Source organism: Shimwellia pseudoproteus, from assembly GCF_016415625.1.
In the GTDB taxonomy this organism is placed as follows: Bacteria; Pseudomonadota; Gammaproteobacteria; order Enterobacterales; family Enterobacteriaceae; genus Shimwellia; species Shimwellia pseudoproteus.
Genome location: NZ_WBXP01000019.1, coordinates 1 through 19,458, shown reverse-complemented (window position 1 = coordinate 19,458; position 19,458 = coordinate 1). Strand labels below are relative to the sequence as shown.

Annotated in this window: 18 protein-coding genes and 1 tRNA gene; 5 read left to right on the top strand and 14 right to left on the bottom strand. The window is 53.5% G+C overall.

Annotation, left to right across the window (positions count from 1 at the left end; translation table 11 throughout):
* The first annotated feature begins 110 nt into the window (after positions 1 to 110).
* On the top strand, positions 111 to 992 hold the full coding sequence (locus F9C28_RS20125) for a CfaE/CblD family pilus tip adhesin (RefSeq protein WP_233149018.1): 882 nt from the start codon (positions 111 to 113) through the stop codon (positions 990 to 992).
* Complete coding sequence (locus F9C28_RS20120) at positions 976 to 1,371, top strand: CfaE/CblD family pilus tip adhesin (RefSeq protein ID WP_332909411.1); 396 nt, start codon at positions 976 to 978, stop codon at positions 1,369 to 1,371. Before F9C28_RS20125 ends, F9C28_RS20120 begins: the two co-directional genes overlap by 17 nt.
* 106 nt (positions 1,372 to 1,477) lie before the next feature.
* Here the strand turns inward: F9C28_RS20120 and F9C28_RS10330 are convergent, their stop codons facing one another.
* From F9C28_RS10330 to F9C28_RS10265, 14 genes are all read right to left on the bottom strand, one after another.
* The gene (locus tag F9C28_RS10330; protein ID WP_199015163.1) at positions 1,478 to 1,696 is read right to left on the bottom strand and encodes an RpnC/YadD family protein; all 219 of its coding nucleotides are present in this window, start codon (positions 1,694 to 1,696) and stop codon (positions 1,478 to 1,480) included.
* Positions 1,697 to 1,766: 70 nt separating this feature from the next.
* On the bottom strand, positions 1,767 to 2,681 hold the full coding sequence (locus F9C28_RS10325; RefSeq protein WP_199015161.1) for an Rpn family recombination-promoting nuclease/putative transposase: 915 nt from the start codon (positions 2,679 to 2,681) through the stop codon (positions 1,767 to 1,769).
* Between the two features lie 204 nt (positions 2,682 to 2,885).
* Complete coding sequence (mtr, locus tag F9C28_RS10320; protein ID WP_199015160.1) at positions 2,886 to 4,133, bottom strand: tryptophan permease; 1,248 nt, start codon at positions 4,131 to 4,133, stop codon at positions 2,886 to 2,888.
* A 151-nt stretch (positions 4,134 to 4,284) separates the two neighbouring features.
* Positions 4,285 to 6,198 carry a DEAD/DEAH family ATP-dependent RNA helicase gene (locus F9C28_RS10315; RefSeq protein WP_199015158.1) on the bottom strand — a complete coding sequence of 638 codons (1,914 nt, stop codon included), beginning with the start codon at positions 6,196 to 6,198 and terminating at the stop codon, positions 4,285 to 4,287.
* Positions 6,191 to 6,271 (bottom strand): protein YrbN, encoded by an 81-nt coding sequence (gene yrbN / locus F9C28_RS10310; RefSeq protein ID WP_199015265.1) that lies wholly within the window; start codon positions 6,269 to 6,271, stop codon positions 6,191 to 6,193. The genes F9C28_RS10315 and yrbN overlap by 8 nt, the downstream gene beginning before the upstream one ends.
* 106 nt (positions 6,272 to 6,377) lie before the next feature.
* Positions 6,378 to 7,265 carry a lipoprotein NlpI gene (gene nlpI / locus F9C28_RS10305; protein ID WP_199015156.1) on the bottom strand — a complete coding sequence of 296 codons (888 nt, stop codon included), beginning with the start codon at positions 7,263 to 7,265 and terminating at the stop codon, positions 6,378 to 6,380.
* A gap of 120 nt (positions 7,266 to 7,385) precedes the next feature.
* Entirely contained in the window at positions 7,386 to 9,518 is a 2,133-nt protein-coding gene (gene pnp / locus F9C28_RS10300) for a polyribonucleotide nucleotidyltransferase (RefSeq protein ID WP_199015153.1), read from the bottom strand.
* Positions 9,519 to 9,780: 262 nt separating this feature from the next.
* Positions 9,781 to 10,050, bottom strand: coding sequence for a 30S ribosomal protein S15 (rpsO, locus tag F9C28_RS10295; protein ID WP_002441973.1), 270 nt, complete (start codon positions 10,048 to 10,050; stop codon positions 9,781 to 9,783).
* A 115-nt stretch (positions 10,051 to 10,165) separates the two neighbouring features.
* The gene (truB, locus tag F9C28_RS10290) at positions 10,166 to 11,110 is read right to left on the bottom strand and encodes a tRNA pseudouridine(55) synthase TruB (RefSeq protein WP_199015151.1); all 945 of its coding nucleotides are present in this window, start codon (positions 11,108 to 11,110) and stop codon (positions 10,166 to 10,168) included.
* A complete protein-coding gene (rbfA, locus tag F9C28_RS10285) occupies positions 11,110 to 11,511 on the bottom strand; it encodes a 30S ribosome-binding factor RbfA (protein WP_199015149.1) in 402 nt (133 codons plus the stop codon). The genes truB and rbfA overlap by 1 nt, the downstream gene beginning before the upstream one ends.
* Positions 11,512 to 11,576: 65 nt before the next feature.
* A complete protein-coding gene (infB, locus tag F9C28_RS10280) occupies positions 11,577 to 14,267 on the bottom strand; it encodes a translation initiation factor IF-2 (RefSeq protein WP_199015147.1) in 2,691 nt (896 codons plus the stop codon).
* A gap of 24 nt (positions 14,268 to 14,291) precedes the next feature.
* The gene (gene nusA, locus F9C28_RS10275; RefSeq protein ID WP_199015146.1) at positions 14,292 to 15,779 is read right to left on the bottom strand and encodes a transcription termination factor NusA; all 1,488 of its coding nucleotides are present in this window, start codon (positions 15,777 to 15,779) and stop codon (positions 14,292 to 14,294) included.
* 26 nt (positions 15,780 to 15,805) lie between these two features.
* Entirely contained in the window at positions 15,806 to 16,258 is a 453-nt protein-coding gene (gene rimP, locus F9C28_RS10270; RefSeq protein ID WP_199015144.1) for a ribosome maturation factor RimP, read from the bottom strand.
* A gap of 211 nt (positions 16,259 to 16,469) precedes the next feature.
* A tRNA-Met gene (locus F9C28_RS10265) sits at positions 16,470 to 16,546 on the bottom strand.
* A gap of 316 nt (positions 16,547 to 16,862) precedes the next feature.
* On the opposite strand from F9C28_RS10265, the gene argG reads away from it, so the two are divergent.
* The 3 genes from argG (at position 16,863) to F9C28_RS10250 (ending at position 19,394) form a co-directional block, all read left to right on the top strand.
* Positions 16,863 to 18,209 carry an argininosuccinate synthase gene (argG, locus tag F9C28_RS10260; RefSeq protein ID WP_199015142.1) on the top strand — a complete coding sequence of 449 codons (1,347 nt, stop codon included), beginning with the start codon at positions 16,863 to 16,865 and terminating at the stop codon, positions 18,207 to 18,209.
* A gap of 154 nt (positions 18,210 to 18,363) precedes the next feature.
* On the top strand, positions 18,364 to 18,993 hold the full coding sequence (locus F9C28_RS10255; RefSeq protein WP_199015140.1) for a winged helix-turn-helix transcriptional regulator: 630 nt from the start codon (positions 18,364 to 18,366) through the stop codon (positions 18,991 to 18,993).
* Positions 18,994 to 19,163: 170 nt separating this feature from the next.
* Positions 19,164 to 19,394, top strand: coding sequence for a hypothetical protein (locus F9C28_RS10250; RefSeq protein WP_199015138.1), 231 nt, complete (start codon positions 19,164 to 19,166; stop codon positions 19,392 to 19,394).
* Positions 19,395 to 19,458 lie beyond the last annotated feature (64 nt).

The following is a 19,458-nucleotide window of genomic DNA, read 5'->3' as shown; positions in this document are numbered from 1 at the left end:
GGTAGCTGGCGGTTATTCGCCAGTACCTCTGCCAGTATTTTCCGCCCGGAGCGTAGCCCGGGAGGCTCGCGGGCAATGGAGAATAGGATTTCATCAGGAAGGATACAGATATGGTTTGCAGCATCACTGAATCGCAGTGTGATAATAAAATAAACCAAAAATACAATAGGTTATATTTCTTAAGTCGATATAGATTATCGCTATTTCACCGTATTTTTCATTTCCGCTGGCTTTCTATTTCGTGTGCCCTGGCCGCTGCGCTACTTTGCGGTCTGCTTCTGCTCAGTAACACCGCCCGTGCCGACGCCTTACTACCAGTAGATATGAACACTGCAGTCACCATCTCATATGACAGAAGTGCCCCACCGGCCAGATATATTATCTGGAACGACATCGCTAACGGGTATAGTCGGGATAATCCCGCATTGCGTAACAGGGACTGGTTTCGCTGTAAATCAAGCACGAACACTGCCACCGGCGCCTGCTCCCGTGCGTGGATATGGGGTGGAGGATATGTGGTCAGCAACCTAAACCTCCGCTTTACTGAAAAGAGAAGCAAAATTACCGTTGATATCCCTCTGAAAGGCCAAAATGCGGCCTGCCGTTACGTTACTTCAGTCTCTTGCTCTATTTTGTCTTCCGAAACGGGCGCATATAAGCAAATACAGGATGGAATATCGACGCAAGGCACCACAGCGAAAAAACTCTTGATTTATCTGACAGCAGAGGACCTGGGAAAAATCCCCGCCGGCGGGATATGGGAAGGAAATTTAATTATCGAACAACGCCAGTGGTCACCCAATATACATGTCGCCGACTGGACCGCCCAAATCACCCTTGACGTGACCGACCGCAACAACGGGGCTATCTATCTGCCCGCCTTTGGCACAGCCGATGCCTTAGTGGATCTGAACCTGCGCACGACACCGCTGAGCACAGCTCCAGGCGGCGAGGTGAGCGGCAGCACAACCATCGATACCTGCCCTGTATGACGGCTACAACAGCAACAGCCCGTGGCTACAGGTAACCCTGTCCGATACTGCCAATGCCCCGACTCGCCCGGCGGATCTGTTCTCGGTGGTCAAAACCGGCAGTACCGCCACCGATCCCCGTAACCGTATCGATTACCGGGTGGCAATGCGCTACAACGGCCAGCCGCTACAGGTGGAAAATAAAAAACCGATAACCCTGACCGGGGTTAATACCGCGCTGATCCGCCCAGTAACGCTCCCCGGTTTTCGGGTACCGGTAATCTGCACCCCCACGCCGCTAGATCTGACAGTGCTGCCCTTTGCCAAAGCCAGTAAAACTGCCGGGCGCTACAGCGGTACCCTGAGGGTTAATCTGGCCGCTGATGCGCTGGCACCGTAAACCCACCGCTGAGCCTACAATCGTGTGGATAAAACAATACCCCGCCAGCAGGTGCTGCGGGGTATTGTTTGAGATATGGTTTGAGGTATTGTGTCGCGGGTTGCGATCAGCAGAGCGATTTGATTTGATCTGCGGTCAGCCCGGTAATCGTCATCACGACCTCAAGCTCAAAACCGCTATCCAGCATTGCTTTGGCGACATTGCGTAGTGCCGTCTGTTTACCGATATCAATACCTTGCTCAATGCCTTGCTCAATGCCTTGCTCAATTCCTTTCCCAATCCCGATATCAATCCCTTCCTGTTCCAGTTGCTGCGCAATTGTCATCAGTGTGCCTCCGTGTTGTGGCACCCGCTGTGCCAGGGTACGAACAAAGGTTTTCGCATTGGTGGTGGTATCAGCAGAGAAGCTGGGCAATATCGTCCGCAGTCAGCCCGGTCATTGCCATCACGACCTCATGATCAAAACCGCTATCCAGCATTGCCCGGGCGACATTGAGTAGCGCCGTACGTTTACCGATATCAATCCCTTCCTGTTCCAGTTGCTGCGCAATTGTCATCAGTGTGCCTCCGTGTTGTGGCACCCGCTGTGCCAGGGTATGAACAAAGGTTTTCGCATTGGTGGTCTCACCAACCTGCACAAGGTAGTTTATCAGTGAAGCCAACTGCTGTTCTGTCGTGAATTCCTTTAAAAGCACCGTCGCCAGCCGGTCCAGTAAGGCCATCAGATCACGCCGGTGAATATGCTTTTGCAGTAATGTCAGGGCAGCCATACTGCGGTGCCCCATGATCTCATCATCAGAAATGACGGTGATATCCACCAGTGGAAAATCCCCACAGTAGAGTTGCTCTGCCAGGTCTGGTGTATCAAATCCGTCCAGCCAGCGGGTCGACCAGGGATAAGGGCTGCGCTTGCCGGTATAAAACAATACCGGTATCACCAGCGGCAGCGTCTTATGGCCAGCATCCAGATGGCGTTTCATCGCCGCCACTGCATAACGCATCAACCGAAAGGCCATATGCCTGTCCGGCGTGGATTGATGCTCAATCAATACGTGAATATATCCGCTGGCGCCGTTACGGGTTTTCAGGCTATAGAGCACATCGCTGAAATAAGGCCGCAGTTGTTCTTCCACAAAACTGCCGGACTCCAGACGCAGCGTCCTGAAATCACAGAGTGCCCGGAGCGCCGGAGGAAGGTGCAATTCCATAAAGTCCCGGGCCGTCGCCGGGTGGGTAAGAAACTGTTTAAACACCAGATCATGCGGGGTCACGCTGGCGGCATGCCCGCTGCCCGTTTTGCTGTCAGTCATCCTCCGCTCCCCCGGTGCATGGCGCATCAAATAGATCCACTAAAGAGCCCGACAGTACCACTCCTCCTGCGGGCGACCAGCAGCGCGATCGGTTCCTGCGGGACATTACGCAATAATCCCACGCCCCCCTATCGGGAGGCAGAAAAGCACAAAGGCCACCGGGATGCCCCGCATGGCCTTTGTATCACTGCCGGTGACCGGCGATCAGTGATAAACCGGTAACAGATTCAGGCTGGAAAGGATATGCATCAGCGCATTTCCGACGCCGAAGATCAGTACCAGGATAATCATCGTATTGCCGCCCCATACCCGGAAAAGCGGGCTACCAAAACGCTTACGGGAGGCTCGGGCCAGCAGGGCTGGAACAATTGCCGCCCAGACTGTCGCCGCCAGGCCCGCATAACCAATGGCATACAGGAAGCCGTCCGGCCACACCATGGCACCAATAACCGGCGGCAGGAAGGTAATTAACGCCGTTTTAAACCGGCCCAGCGGGGCATCATCAAATTTAAACAGGTCCGCCAGGTAATCAAACAACCCCAGCGTTACCCCGAGGAAAGAACTGGCCACCGCAAAGTTAGAGAAGATAACCAGCAACAGCTCCAGACCCTTACTGTTCAGCACCCCGCTCAGGGCCTGAACCAGCACGTCAATATTGCCGCCTTTATCGGCAATGGCGATAAAGTCATGGCGCGGGATATTGCCCATGGTGCCCAGCAACCATATGGCATACAGCCCCAGGGCAATCAGAGTGCCCAACACCAGGCAGCGCACAATGGTGCGTGGATCTTTACCGTAAAATTTCACCAGGCTGGGGACATTACCGTGGTAGCCAAAAGACGCCAGGCAGAACGGCAGTGTCATCAGCAAATAAGGGGCGTAACTGGGATTTACCTCGGCGGTATTGAGCAGTGTGGCCGGTGTAACATGGCCCAGCAGGCTGCCAAAGGTCAGGAAGAAGGTGATAACCTTCGCCCCCAGTACAATGGCGGTCATACGGCCCACGGCTCGGGTGCTCAGCCAGACAATAAACCCCACCAACAGGGCGAATCCTCCGCCGGCGACCCGGGGCGGCACCGACAGGGACATCTCGCTAAAGGTGTGATGCAGAATCGAGCCGCTGGCAGAAATATAGGCGTAGGTCAGGATATACAGCACGAACGCAATCGAGATACCGTTAACCAGGTTCCAGCCTTTGCCGAGCAGATCTCTGGTGATGGTATCAAAGCTGGCGCCAATCCGGTAATTGAGGTTGGCCTCAAGGATCATCAGCCCGGAATGCAGCATACAGAACCAGGTGAAGACCAGCGCCGCCAGGGACCAGAAGAACCACGCCCCTGACATAACAACCGGCAGAGAGAACATCCCCGCCCCGATAATGGTCCCTGCGATTATCACTACACCGCCCAGTAACGGGGCAGCATTGCGGGTTGTTGTTGCCACTGTTGCCATAACCAATTCACCTTCGTTGCGCCACCGTGGCGCTGTCATGTTGCTATTGTACCAGTACACGAGTACAAAAAAGAACAAAAAAATCCCGGCAATTGATGCCGGGACTTTTATCACTGGGTCAGTGCGTTTCTAATGGCACAAATTGCGCCAATCAGGAAGCATCACCGCCGAAACGACGTGCAGGGCGCGGTGCCGCTGCGTCATCGCGACGCGGGGCACGGTTGCCGTCACGGCGTTCACCGCTGAAACGACGACCATCACCACGGCCACCTTCGCGGCGTTCGCCACCAAAGCCACCGCGACCGCCTTCACGACGTTCACCGCCACGACGCTCACCACCGCCGAAGCTGCGGGCACCGCGGTCAGGACGCGGCTGTGCATCACCGATTAATTGCATATTCATCGGTTTGTTGAGAATACGCGTGCGGGTGAAGTGCTGCAGTACATCGCCCGGCATGCCTTTCGGCAGCTCGATGGTAGAGTGAGTACCAAACAGTTTGATGTTACCAATGTAACGGCTGCTGATGTCGCCTTCATTGGCGATGGCGCCCACAATATGACGCACTTCAACACCGTCATCACGGCCAACTTCAATGCGGTACAGCTGCATATCGCCAACGTCACGACGTTCACGACGCGGACGTTCGCCACCTTCACGGCGTTCGCCACGTTCACCGCGACGATCATCACGACGGTCATCGCGATCGCGGAATTCGCGACGCGGGCGCATCGGGGCATCCGGCGGCAGGATCAGCGGACGTTCACCCTGAGCCATTTTCAGCAGTGCTGCGGCCAGGGTTTCAATATCCAGTTCACCTTCTGCGGCTTCCGGCTGCATTTTAGTCAGCAGTGCGCGGTACTGATCCAGATCGCTGCTTTCCAGCTGCTGCTGAACTTTGGCGGCGAATTTTTCCAGACGGCGTTTACCCAGCAGTTCTGCGTTCGGCAGTTCTACTTCCGGAATGGTCAGTTTCATGGTGCGTTCAATGTTACGCAGCAGGCGGCGTTCGCGGTTTTCAACAAACAGCAGCGCGCGACCAGCACGACCGGCACGACCAGTACGGCCGATACGGTGAACATAAGATTCCGCATCCATCGGGATGTCGTAGTTAACGACCAGGCTGATGCGTTCAACGTCCAGGCCACGGGCCGCAACGTCAGTGGCGATCAGAATATCCAGGCGGCCATCTTTCAGGCGTTCCAGTGTCTGCTCACGCAGGGCCTGGTTCATGTCGCCGTTCAGGGCAGCAGAGCTGTAGCCGCTACGTTCCAGGGCTTCAGCCACTTCCAGGGTGGCGTTTTTGGTGCGCACAAAGATGATAGCAGCATCAAAGTCTTCTGCTTCCAGGAAGCGAACCAGTGCTTCGTTTTTACGCATCCCGTAGGCAGTCCAGTAGCTCTGGCTGATGTCCGGGCGAGTGGTCACGCTGGACTGGATACGTACTTCCTGCGGGTCCTGCATAAAGCGACGGGTAATGCGACGAATCGCTTCCGGCATGGTAGCAGAGAACAGCGCGGTCTGATGTTCAGCCGGGATCTGCGCCATGATGGTTTCAACGTCTTCGATGAAGCCCATACGCAGCATTTCATCGGCTTCATCCAGTACCAGGCCGTGCAGGCTGGACAGATTCAGGGTGCCACGTTTCAGGTGATCCAGCAGACGGCCAGGCGTACCCACCACAATCTGCGGCCCCTGACGCAGGGCGCGTAACTGCACGTCATAACGCTGGCCGCCGTACAGGGCAACCACGTTCACGCCACGCATATGTTTAGAGAAATCCGTCATGGCTTCAGCAACCTGAACCGCCAGTTCGCGGGTCGGGGCCAGCACCAGGATTTGCGGTGCTTTCAGCTCAGGATCAAGGTTATTCAGCAGCGGTAAGGAGAACGCTGCGGTTTTGCCGCTACCGGTCTGGGCCATACCCAGCACGTCGCGGCCGCTCAGCAGATGTGGGATACACTCTGCCTGGATTGGAGATGGTTTTTCGTAACCCAGATCGTTAAGGGCTTCAAGGATAGGAGCCTTCAGGCCCAGATCTGAAAAAGTGGTTTCGAATTCAGCCATGTAGTACGTGTGCCTCAAAATTATTGGCGGCCAGTCTACATAACTCATCGTGAAATTGATCTGCAATTTTCATTGAAAAGTGTGAACCGGCTCAAAGTAGGTGTATTAACGAACAACAACGCCCTCACCCGCGAAGGTGATGGCAGTAAAAAAACTGTGGGCTGATGTGTGTTCGTCAGCTATTGCTGGTCCGATTCTGCCAGGTCATCTTGCTCCTGGCCCAAGAGCGCTAATTCCAACAATGCATATCGGTGCTCAACAAAGTTATGAACGTTGTTAGCAACCGCCAGTTTGAACAGTGCCGAAGCGCTGTCCTTATCCCCCAGACTTAGGTAGTACTTACCTAAATAGAAGTTGGTTTCACTGAGATGCTCAGCGAGCGAGGTGTTATCCGTAGCATCCGCCTTGAGACGTTCCATCAGTGATTGCTCACTAATGTCGCCCAGGTAGAATTCGACAATGTTCCATCCCCACTGCTCTTTGTCCGATTTATTAAACCGGGTACGTAGAGCGTCTTTCGCCTGCTTCTCGTCCAGCTTACGTTCTACAACGTAAAGCCACAGGCTACGGAATGGATCATTGGGATCGTCTTGATAAAACGCCAGCAGATCATCTTGCGCTAACCGATAACGTCCACCGTAATAGAGGGCGATACCGCGATTCAGATGCGCATAATTGTAAGTTGGATCAAGCTCAAGTACAGAATCAAACGCTTCATAGGCGGCATCAAAGTTGCCCGCCTGCGTTAAATAAATGCCTAAGTAATTGAATACTTCAGGCATATCGGGTCGGATAGCCAGCGCTTGTGAAAAATCATTCCGCGCCAGTGCCCGTAGACCGAGGCTATCATACAACACTCCGCGCTCATATAAAAGCTGTGCGCGTTCGTCATCGGTTAAAGCCCGACTGGCAAGAATTTGCTCCATGCGCGCCAGAATCACTTCCTGCTGCAATGTCGGTTGCAATGGCACTGCGAGGACTTCGTTCTTACGCCAGGCAGAGTTGTTGCTGCAGCCGGCCAGCGTAATAGCTGTCGCAACAAAACACCAGCGCAAAAAAGGCTTCATTTCCCACTCCCGAAGACAACAATTGGATGAACGTCCTGGTCCCCCGGTTGTAATACAGAGCATCCAGCCCCGTAACAAACAGCTCCCCACGGCAACCGTGGAGAGCTGAAACGGCTGGGCTTACTCTGCTGCCGGTGCAGCTGGAGCTGCAGCATCAGCTGCCGGAGCCTGTTCTACGGCTTCTTTCATGCTCAGACGAACGCGCCCCTGGCGGTCCACTTCCAGCACTTTAACCGGAACTTCCTGGCCCATATGCAGGTAATCGGTCACTTTCTCAACGCGTTTATCGGCGATCTGAGAAATATGTACCAGACCTTCTTTACCGCCGCCAATAGCAACAAATGCGCCAAAGTCGACAATACGGGTCACTTTACCGTTGTAGATACGGCCAACTTCGATTTCTGCAGTGATCTCTTCGATACGGCGAATAGCATGTTTTGCTTTCTCACCGTCGGTCGCCGCAATCTTGATGGTACCGTCATCTTCGATTTCGATAGTGGTGCCGGTTTCTTCAGTCAGGGCGCGGATCACAGAACCACCTTTACCGATCACATCCTTAATTTTATCGGAGCTGATCTTCATGGTGTAGATACGCGGTGCGAACTGGGAGATATCCCCACGCGGTGCGTTGATAGCCTGTTCCATCACGCCCAGGATGTGCATACGGGCACCTTTGGCCTGGTTCAGCGCAACCTGCATGATTTCACGGGTGATCCCTTCGATTTTGATATCCATCTGCAGTGCAGTGATACCGTCGCGGGAACCGGCTACTTTAAAGTCCATATCGCCAAGGTGATCTTCGTCACCCAGGATGTCAGACAGCACAACGAAGTTGTCGCCTTCTTTCACCAGGCCCATTGCGATACCCGCAACAGCGGCTTTCACCGGCACACCAGCATCCATCAGCGCCAGAGAAGCACCACATACGGACGCCATGGAAGAGGAGCCGTTGGATTCAGTGATTTCAGACACCACACGTACGGTGTACGGGAATTCTTCCATGGTCGGCATCACGGCCAGAACACCGCGTTTTGCCAGACGACCATGACCGATTTCACGACGTTTCGGGGAGCCAACCATACCGGTTTCGCCCACAGAGTACGGAGGGAAGTTGTAATGGAACAGGAACGTATCAGTACGTTCGCCCATCAGTTCGTCCAGGGTCTGTGCATCACGGGCAGTCCCCAGGGTAGCCGTTACCAGCGCCTGAGTTTCACCACGGGTGAACAGTGCAGAGCCGTGAGTACGCGGCAGAACACCAGTACGCACGTCCAGACCACGGATCATGTCTTTTTCGCGGCCATCGATACGCGGCTCGCCGGCCAGTACGCGGCTACGCACCACGTTTTTCTCGATAGCGTGCAGGATTTCACCCAGTTCGTTTTCGTCCAGGGCTTCGTCTTCTGCTTTCAGGGTAGCGATAGTTTCAGATTTGATCAGATCAACCTGAGCATAACGTTCCTGTTTGTCAGTGATGCGGTAAGCATCGCTCAGACGGGATTCGGCCAGGGCAGCAACGCGGGCGTTCAGCGCGTCGTTGACGGCTTCCGGCTGCCAGTCCCAGCGAGGTTTACCGGCTTCGGCAACCAGCGCTTTGATGTTTTCGATAACAACCTGCTGCTGGTCGTGGCCAAATACCACGGCGCCCAGCATCTGATCTTCGCTCAGCAGGTCTGCTTCGGATTCCACCATCAGTACCGCACCTTCAGTACCGGCAACCACCAGATCCAGTTTACTGGTCTTCAGTTCGTCAGCGGTCGGGTTCAGTACGTACTGATCGTTGATGTAACCTACGCGCGCACAACCGATCGGGCCGTTGAACGGAATACCGGACAAGGACAGCGCAGCAGAGGCACCGATCATCGCAACGATGTCCGGGTTAACCTGCGGGTTTACGGATACCACGGTAGCGATAACCTGAACCTCGTTCACGAACCCTTCCGGGAACAGCGGACGAATCGGGCGGTCAATCAGACGCGCGGTCAGGGTTTCGCCTTCGCTCGGGCGGCCTTCACGGCGGAAGAAGCTACCCGGGATACGGCCAGCAGCGTAAGTACGCTCCTGATAGTTAACCGTCAGCGGGAAAAAGTCTTGTCCCGGTTTCGCTTTTTTCTGGCCAACAACGGTAACGAATACCGCAGTGTCGTCCATGCTCACCATCACGGCTGCAGAAGCCTGGCGAGCCATCATCCCGGTTTCCAGGGTCACAGTGTGTTGACCGTACTGGAATTTACGAACGATAGGATTCAGCAAAGTAAATTTCCTTTATATAAAAATCGGCTCCGCGCTACTGAGCGCGTCACCAGGGATCTACTCTCCGTTGCATCCTCGCGACTAATGACAACCCTATTCCAGCCCCATGACCGGGGGCAGAAAAACGCTCTCAATAGCCGCGCGAACCTCTGCAACGGAGATCCATACTTGGCAACAATACATGAGTTTGTATCAAATTGCTGCCGTTTGGTTGAAAAAAGGGGCCTTTTGTAAAGGCCCCTTTTTCAGAAACTCGCCAGAATTAGCGACGCAGACCCAGACGCTCGATCAGCTGAGTATAACGTGCAACATCTTTACGTTTCAGGTAGTCCAGCAGTTTACGACGCTGAGAAACCATGCGCAGCAGACCACGACGGCTGTGGTGATCTTTTTTGTGCTCTGCAAAGTGACCCTGCAGGTGGTTGATCTGTGCAGTCAGCAGAGCAACCTGAACTTCAGTAGAACCGCTGTCGTTAGCACCACGACCGAACTCAGAAACGATTTGAGCTTTAGCTTCAACGCTTAGAGACATTTTTGACTCCAAAATTATAGATAATAAGACAGGGCGCCGATCTCTAATTCAGCCACCCCAATATAAAGCCGGGACATTCTACCTGTCGCCGTCTTTTATCGCAAGGTAACCGCCATCACGCCGGATACTCAACCACCAAACGGCGGGGAGCTACACGGCCCTGATCGTCGATTTCACCCATACCGATAAAGTCGTGCTGGTCACCTTCGGTAACCCGCACCAGGCCATCAGCAGGCGCACCAGATGCGCGCACTGGCTGGCCATTTTTAAAATATGCCGCCGTTGCCGGAGGGATATTTACCGCCGGGAAATCCACTGCCGGGCTGTCCATCGGCATCAGTAACGGGTCCAGCAAGGTTGCCGGATCAATCTCCTGCTGCTGAGCCTGCGCCACCAGAGCGTTAAGTTGCTCCAGGGTTACCATCCGCTCTGCCGGGTACTTACTGACGGCCAGACGGCGCAGATAAATCACATGCGCCCCGCACCCCAGCTTTTCTCCTAAATCGTCAATAATTGAGCGAATATAGGTGCCTTTGGAGCAGTGGATTTCCAGCTCAAGTTCATCCCCGTCGTGGCGAATAAACAATAGCTCATACACCGTGATCGGGCGAGCCTCCCGGGGGACGTCAATACCTTCACGGGCATATTCATACAGCTTGCGGCCCTGGTATTTCAGGGCAGAAAACATGGACGGTACCTGCAGGGTATCGCCACGAAAACTGTCCAGCGCCTCAGCAAGCTGCTGAGCACTGAAATTCACCGGGCGCTCTTGCACAATCTGTCCATCGGCATCCGAGGTATCGGTGCGCTGGCCTAATTTGGCAATCACCCGGTAACGCTTGTCGGAGTCCAGCAAATAGCGGGAAAACTTGGTCGCTTCCCCGAGGCAGATAGGCAACATGCCGGTGGCCAGCGGGTCCAGCGCGCCGGTATGACCGGCCCGGTTAGCGTTATAAATACGTTTTACTTTTTGCAGCACATCATTGCTGGACGCACCCTGGGGTTTGTCCAGCAATAACACGCCGTGGATATCGCGGCCGCGACGACGAGGACGACTCATTAGTCCTCCTTGCTGTCGTCCGGGTTTACACGACGTTCGTCGTCATGCTTCACCACGCTGGTGACCAGGTTCGACATCCGCATCCCTTCCACCAGGGAGTTGTCGTAGAAGAAGGTCAGCTCAGGCACAATGCGCAGGCGCATCGCTTTACCCAGTAGGGTGCGAATATAACCAGACGCATCCTGCAAGGCTTTAAGGCCGTTTTTAACGGCGTTTTCGTCATTATCGTTCAGGAAGGTGACGAACACTTTTGCATACGCCAGATCCCGGGACATTTCGACACCGGACACCGTGGTCATTAGCCCGAGGCGCGGATCTTTGATTTCGCGCTGCAGAATGATTGCGATTTCTTTCTGCATTTCCTGGGATACACGCTGCGGACGGCCAAATTCTTTCGCCATAATATTTTCTCCAGACTAACAGGGGGGCACATGGCCCCCCTTTTCATTAGCAGTATTCGCTAATATCAGGCAATGGTACGCTGAATTTCGATAACTTCGAACACTTCGATCATATCGCCAGTGCGAACGTCGTTGTAGTTCTTCACGCCGATACCACATTCCATACCGTTGCGGACTTCGTTAACGTCATCTTTGAAGCGGCGCAGGGACTCCAGCTCGCCTTCATAGATAACCACGTTGTCGCGCAGTACGCGGATCGGGTTGTGACGTTTGACCACGCCTTCGGTAACCATACAACCTGCGATAGCGCCAAATTTCGGTGATTTGAACACATCACGAACTTCAGCCAGGCCGATAATTTCCTGTTTGTACTCTGGAGCCAGCATCCCGCTCATGGCGGCTTTCACTTCGTCAATCAGATTATAGATGACGGAGTAGTAACGCAGATCCAGGCTTTCTGCTTCAATAACGCGACGTGCGGAGGCATCAGCACGGACGTTAAAGCCCACCAGAATGGCGTTAGACGCTGCGGCCAGAGTGGCGTCGGTTTCAGTAATACCGCCCACACCAGAACCAATAATCCGCACTTTAACTTCGTCAGTAGACAGTTTCAGCAGCGAATCAGTGATCGCTTCCACAGAGCCCTGAACATCCCCTTTCAGGACGATGTTCACTTCAGATACGTCACCTTCGGTCATGTTGGCAAACATGTTTTCCAGTTTCGATTTCTGCTGGCGAGCCAGTTTCACTTCGCGGAATTTACCCTGACGGTACAGCGCAACTTCACGGGCTTTCTTCTCGTCACGTACCACGGTAACTTCATCACCCGCAGCCGGCACACCGGACATACCGAGGATTTCTACCGGGATGGACGGGCCTGCTTCGGTGACTTCCTGGTTCAGTTCGTTACGCATCGCACGCACGCGACCGTATTCGAAACCGCACAGTACGATGTCGCCTTTATGCAGAGTACCTTCACGTACCAGCACAGTGGCTACCGGACCACGCCCTTTATCCAGGAAGGATTCGATAACCACGCCGCTGGCCATGCCGCTGCGTACGGCTTTCAGCTCCAGGACTTCGGACTGCAGCAGGATAGCATCCAGCAGTTCGTCGATACCGGTACCGGCTTTCGCGGAAACGTGGACAAACTGGCTTTCGCCGCCCCACTCTTCCGGGATGATGCCGTACTGTGCCAGTTCGTTTTTAACGCGATCCGGATCGGCTTCAGGTTTATCAATCTTGTTCACCGCAACCACAACCGGCACTTTGGCCGCTTTGGCGTGCTGGATAGCTTCGATGGTCTGCGGCATCACGCCGTCGTCCGCCGCAACAACCAGAACCACGATGTCCGTTGCCTGAGCACCACGTGCACGCATGGCGGTAAACGCGGCGTGCCCCGGGGTATCCAGGAAGGTGATCATGCCGTTATCGGTCTGTACGTGGTACGCACCGATATGCTGGGTAATACCACCCGCTTCGCCAGAGGCCACTTTCGTTGAGCGAATGTAGTCCAGCAGCGAGGTTTTACCGTGGTCAACGTGACCCATGATGGTCACAACCGGCGCACGCGGTTCAGCCTGAGCACCCATATCGCGGTCGCTCATTAACGCTTCTTCCAGTTCGTTTTCACGACGCAGGATAACTTTGTGGCCCAGTTCTTCAGCAACCAGCTGCGCGGTTTCCTGATCGATAACCTGGTTAATGGTGGCCATGGCGCCCATTTTCATCATCGCTTTGATGACCTGGGAGCCTTTCACCGCCATTTTGTTGGCCAGTTCGGCAACGGTGATGGTTTCACCGATAATCACGTCACGGTTAACGGCCTGCGCAGGCTTCTGGAAGCCCTGTTGCAGTGCGCTACCTTTACGTTTGCCGCCTTTACCACCGCGTACTGCGGCGCGGGCTTCTTCGCGATCGGCTTTGGACTCAGAGTGCTTGTTGCCTTTCTTCGGACGCGGCGCTTTGGTGTTACGGGTACGGCTACGTCCGCCTTCCACTTCACGGTCGTTGTCGTCTTCTGCCTGACGGGCGTGCTGAGAGGTGGTGACGTGGTAGTCGCCAGACTCTTCAACCGCAGGTTCAGGGGTTTCAGTCCAGGTCGCGGAGTTTGCTTCGGCCATGCGGCGGGCTTCTTCAGCAACGCGGCGGGCTTCTTCTTCCAGTTTGCGACGAGCTTCTTCTTCCGATTTACGTTTCAGCTCTGCTGCTTCTGCTTCGCGACGCGCCTTTTCATTGTTGTTGGCGCTCTGGTTTACTTCGTCAGATTGTTTATTGCTCACTTTGTCTTTTTCCGCAGCTTCACGTTTTGCTTTTTCAGCGGCTTCACGTTTTGCCTGTTCTTCAGCTTCACGTTGCGCTTTTTCTTGCGCCTGACGTTTAGCAGTTTCCTCTGCTTCACGCTGGGCCTTCTCTTCCGCTTCACGCTTCGCTTGTTCTTCCGCGGCAAGACGTTCAGCTTCTTGCGGATCACGTTTTACAAAGGTGCGTTTTTTGCGGACTTCAATTTGTACCGACTTACTCTTCCCGCCGGTACCCGGAATGCTTAAAGTACTGCGCGTTTTGCGCTGTAAAGTCAACTTATCCGGCCCTGAGTGGTGTTCGCGATTCAGGTGCGCCAGTAAAGTCTGCTTCTCTTGTGCGGTTACAGAGTCATCCACTGACTTCTGGATGCCAGCGTCAGCAAACTGCTGTACCAGGCGGTCCACGGAAGTCTGGATCTCTGCAGCCAGTGATTTTACGGTTACATCTGTCATGCTGTTCCTTCCTGCTACAGTTTATTACGCCTCGTCACTGAACCAGCAGATATTACGGGCAGCCATAATCAGTTCGGCCGCTTTCTCAGAGGAAAGCCCTTCAATATCAGATAGGTCATCTACGCCCTGTTCGGCGAGATCTTCCAGTGAGCATACACCACGGGCAGCCAGTTTAAGGGCCAGCGGGCGATCCATACCTTCGAGGTTCAACAGATCGTCCTGCGGTTTGTTATCACCGAGGCTCTCTTCTTCGGCTAATGCCAGCGTGGTGAGCGCATTTTTAGCGCGCTCGCGTAACGCTTCAACGGTTGGCTCATCAAGGCCGTCCACTTCCAGCAGCTCGTTCATTGGCACGTAGGCCAGTTCTTCAAGGGAGGAGAAACCTTCTTCAACCAGGACAGTGGCGAATTCTTCGTCAATGCCAAGGTGTTTGGTAAAGGTTTCAATCGCTGCGTGGGCTTCCGCCTGATGCTTCGCCTGCAGGTCATCAACGGTCATCACGTTGAGTTCCCAACCGCTCAGCTGAGAGGCCAGACGCACGTTCTGACCATTACGACCAATCGCCTGAGCCAGGTTTCCGGCTTCAACAGCGATATCCATGGTGTGTTTATCTTCATCAACCACGATAGAGGCAACGTCTGCCGGGGCCATAGCGTTGATAACGAACTGTGCCGGATTGTCATCCCACAGCACGATATCAATACGCTCGCCACCCAGTTCGGTAGAGACGGCCTGAACGCGGGCACCGCGCATCCCAACACAAGCACCAACCGGGTCGATGCGTTTGTCGTTGGTCTTCACGGCGATTTTAGCGCGCGACCCAGGATCACGGGCTGCGGCTTTAATCTCAATCACTTCTTCGCCAATTTCCGGCACTTCAATGCGGAACAGCTCAATCAGCATTTCCGGTTTGGAACGGGTCACAAACAGCTGAGCACCACGTGCTTCCGGACGCACGGCATACAGCACGCCGCGAATACGGTCACCCGGGCGGAAGTTTTCGCGCGGCAGCATATCTTCACGCAGAATAACGGCTTCCGCGTTGCTTCCCAGATCAAGGGTGATATTGTCGCGGTTAACTTTTTTCACTACACCGGTGATTATCTCACCTTCATGTTCGCGGAACTGATCAACCACCATCGCGCGCTCGGCTTCACGTACTTTCTGCACGATAACCTGTTTTGCGGTCTGGGTGGTGATACGGTCGAAAGTCACAGATTCGATCTGATCTTCAACGTAGTCGCCAGCGTTCAGTGACGGATCTTCAAACTGTGCCGCATCTAAGGTGATTTCACGGGTCGGCTGGGTCACTTCTTCAACCACTAACCAACGACGGAAGGTGTCAAAATCACCACTTTTGCGATCGATAGCCACGCGGACATCGATCTCTTGCTCATATTTTTTCTTGGTTGCTGTAGCCAGAGCGGTTTCGAGCGCTTCGAAAATCTTTTCACGCGGAACGGCTTTTTCGTTAGAAACAGCTTCAACAACAGCCAAAATTTCTTTGTTCATCCTGGGCTTCGCCTCAATCCAGACTGTTAAAAGTGGGGAACCAGGTTCGCTTTCTGGACATTGCTCAGCGCGAACACTTCATCTTTGCCTTCGACCGTGACTGTAATCATCTCGCCGTCTACGGCCTTGATAATGCCCTGCCATTTGCGACGGTTCTGTACCGCCATACGCAATACGAGGGTCACTTCCTCACCCAAGAAACGGATGTAATGCTCTGCGGTAAACAAGGGACGATCGAGGCCAGGTGAGGAGACTTCCAGGTTGTAAGCCACGGTGATCGGATCTTCAACATCCATCACGGCGCTCACCTGGTGGCTGACATCAGCACAATTATCAACAGTGATGCCATCTTCACTATCAATATAGATGCGCAGCGTGGATGTGCGACCCCGAACGAATTCGATGCCGACAAGCTCAAAGCCCAGTGCCTCGACCGGTGCCGTAATCATCTCTGTTAACTTTTGTTCTAATGTGGACAACGCCACCTCCAGGACATAAAAAAAGGGCGTAAAGCCCAGTTATATTACTGCCAGATAACAAAAAACCCCGAAAAATCGAGGTTTTATATAACTGAACCTATATGCCGCAACGCGCGGCCAGAGCACCTTCCGGTGAATTTTCTTCCAAATACATCGCCGGGCGATGACATACTATTTACTAGTATATTTGAAAAAGAACACCAAGGGAAAGTGGTTGCGGGGGCCGGATTTGAACCGACGACCTTCGGGTTATGAGCCCGACGAGCTACCAGGCTGCTCCACCCCGCGTCCGAAACGTGGCAGATTTTACTCGTATTGAGTAAAAAATGCAAATAATGCTGGGATTTGGTACCGAGGACGGGACGTAAAATCGGCCTGTAGTATAGTGTTAGCTATCGCATGCTGTCAACCACTGCCCTCACCCCATATTGCGCGCCGGGATACTCAGCAACAATACGTGCGGACAATTTTACAAAAAATTGCGCAAATGCTTCCGGTCACCTGCAAAAGATGCTTAAATGAAAACTCACTTATTTTGCATAATCATGCAATACGAGCAGAAAGCACTCACTCTATATTAGTCAATCAGGCAGGGTTTTATTTTATGACGACGATTCTTAAGCATCTTCCGGTTGGTCAACGTATTGGCATCGCATTTTCTGGCGGTCTGGATACCAGCGCCGCGCTGCTGTGGATGCGAAAAAAAGGCGCCGTCCCTTATGCATATACAGCGAATCTGGGGCAGCCGGATGAGGACGACTATGACGCGATCCCCCGCCGCGCCATGGAGTACGGTGCAGAAAATGCCCGCCTGATCGATTGCCGTAAACAGCTGGTTGCCGAAGGTATTGCCGCTATTCAGTGCGGTGCTTTTCACAATACCACCGGCGGGCTGACCTATTTCAACACCACACCGCTGGGCCGTGCGGTTACCGGTACCATGCTGGTTGCCGCCATGAAAGAAGACGGCGTTAACATCTGGGGCGACGGCAGCACCTATAAAGGCAACGATATCGAACGTTTTTATCGTTATGGTCTGCTGACTAACGCTGAGCTGAAAATTTACAAACCGTGGCTGGACACCGACTTTATCGACGAGCTGGGCGGCCGCCAGGAAATGTCAGAGTTTATGATTGCCTGCGGCTTCGACTACAAAATGTCAGTCGAAAAGGCCTACTCCACCGACTCGAATATGCTGGGTGCCACCCACGAAGCAAAAGACCTTGAGTTCCTCAATTCCAGCGTCAAGATAGTTAACCCGATCATGGGCGTGAAGTTCTGGGATGAAAACGTAAAAATTGCCGCGGAAGCGGTCACCGTACGTTTCGAGCAGGGCCACCCGGTGGCGCTGAACGGCAAAACCTTCAGCGACGATGTCGAACTGATGCTGGAAGCTAACCGCATTGGCGGGCGCCACGGTCTGGGCATGAGCGACCAGATTGAAAACCGGATCATCGAAGCCAAAAGCCGCGGTATTTACGAAGCCCCGGGGATGGCGCTGCTGCACATTGCCTATGAGCGTCTGCTGACCGGTATCCATAACGAGGACACCATCGAACAGTACCACGCCATGGGCCGTCAACTGGGGCGCCTGCTCTATCAGGGCCGCTGGTTTGATTCCCAGGCACTGATGCTGCGTGACTCTTTACAGCGCTGGGTGGCCAGTGCCATTACCGGTGAAGTGACGCTGGAGTTGCGTCGCGGTAATGACTATTCAATCCTGAACACCGTGTCTGACAATCTGACCTATCAGGCTGAACGCCTGACCATGGAGAAAGGCGATTCGGTATTCTCGCCGGATGATCGTATCGGCCAGTTGACCATGCGTAACCTGGATATCACCGATACCCGCGATAAGCTGTTTAATGTCTACGCCAAAACAGGGCTGCTGTCTGCGTCCACCGCGACGGGTCTGCCCCAGGTAGAAGGCCTGGACAACAAAGAGAAATAATCCGCGTTACTGGCCCGGCACCCGCCGGGCCTTTTTGATCCCCGCCCTGTGTTATATCCCTGCGAATAGCCATTCCGTGCGATTTGCAGTTATATTTATTGGTTCAGGCTATATTTATACCTCAGTATATCAGTTGCTTATTCACGAGGATCTTATGCACAGTACCCCACCAGAACGTCCGGCGGACATTATGGAGCAGCTAATCAGTGCACTGTCGCCTGATGCTGAACCTGTAAATGTTGTCCCCCGTAAGAATATCCTCTGGGATTATAAAAATAAGACCCAGCTATATTTATTTAAACAAGGCGCATTATCACTGCTGCGATCATCAGATCGGCTAGTTACTGTGACAGTCCATGAACCGCATGTTTTCGGGGTGGCTGAAATATTCCAGCCCCTGCGGGCGCATATTTTGCGGGCAGAGGCCCCTTCCGAGTTATGGCGTATTGATGCCGAGCGCGCCGCTGATATTTTCACCGCTAAAAATCTGTGGATGTCCGCGACCCAGGTACTGGCCTATCACACGGCTTATATGAGCTACCGGGATACGCTGGTGTTACAGCAACGAACCTACGCAGTAATCCGCAACCACCTGCTGGATATGATGCTGCTGCCGGAAGACACCCGCAGGAAGATGACAATTCTTGACTATATCCAGGCCCGGACACATTTATCACGCAGTAGTATTCTCAATGTGTTGTCGGCCCTTAAAAAAGGTGAATATATTGATTTTGTCCGTGGTGGATATTTAGTAGAAATAAAACTATTACCAGAAAATTTCTAATGGCCGTCCACCCGGCCATATCAAATATCCCCCTCAGCGCCCGAATCTATAATTTAAATTTAAACAACTAAAATATCACCCTCATCAAAAAATATAGATATTGTAGACCTGTTTCCAATTCCTATACATCTGGCTTCTATTATCCAGGATGATGAATAACAGGATCTATAATGAAAAAGACGCTCATCGCACTGATCATTTTAAATACATGTAACGCATCAACCGCTTTCGCCGCTGCTGATGTGGGAACCTGGTATGGCGGCGCTAAATTTGGCTGGTCGCACTATTTTGATGCCAGCAGTCACAGTGCCGGCAAAGCGCCGAATTATGATTTTGATCGCGACAATGTCAGCGGCGGGGTATTCACCGGGGCTTTGTTGAATAAATCAGATTTCGGGTAAGTCTCCCCCGTAGCGGGTTGTGTTTTCAGGCAATACGCACACTTTCAGGCATACCTGCTTTCGT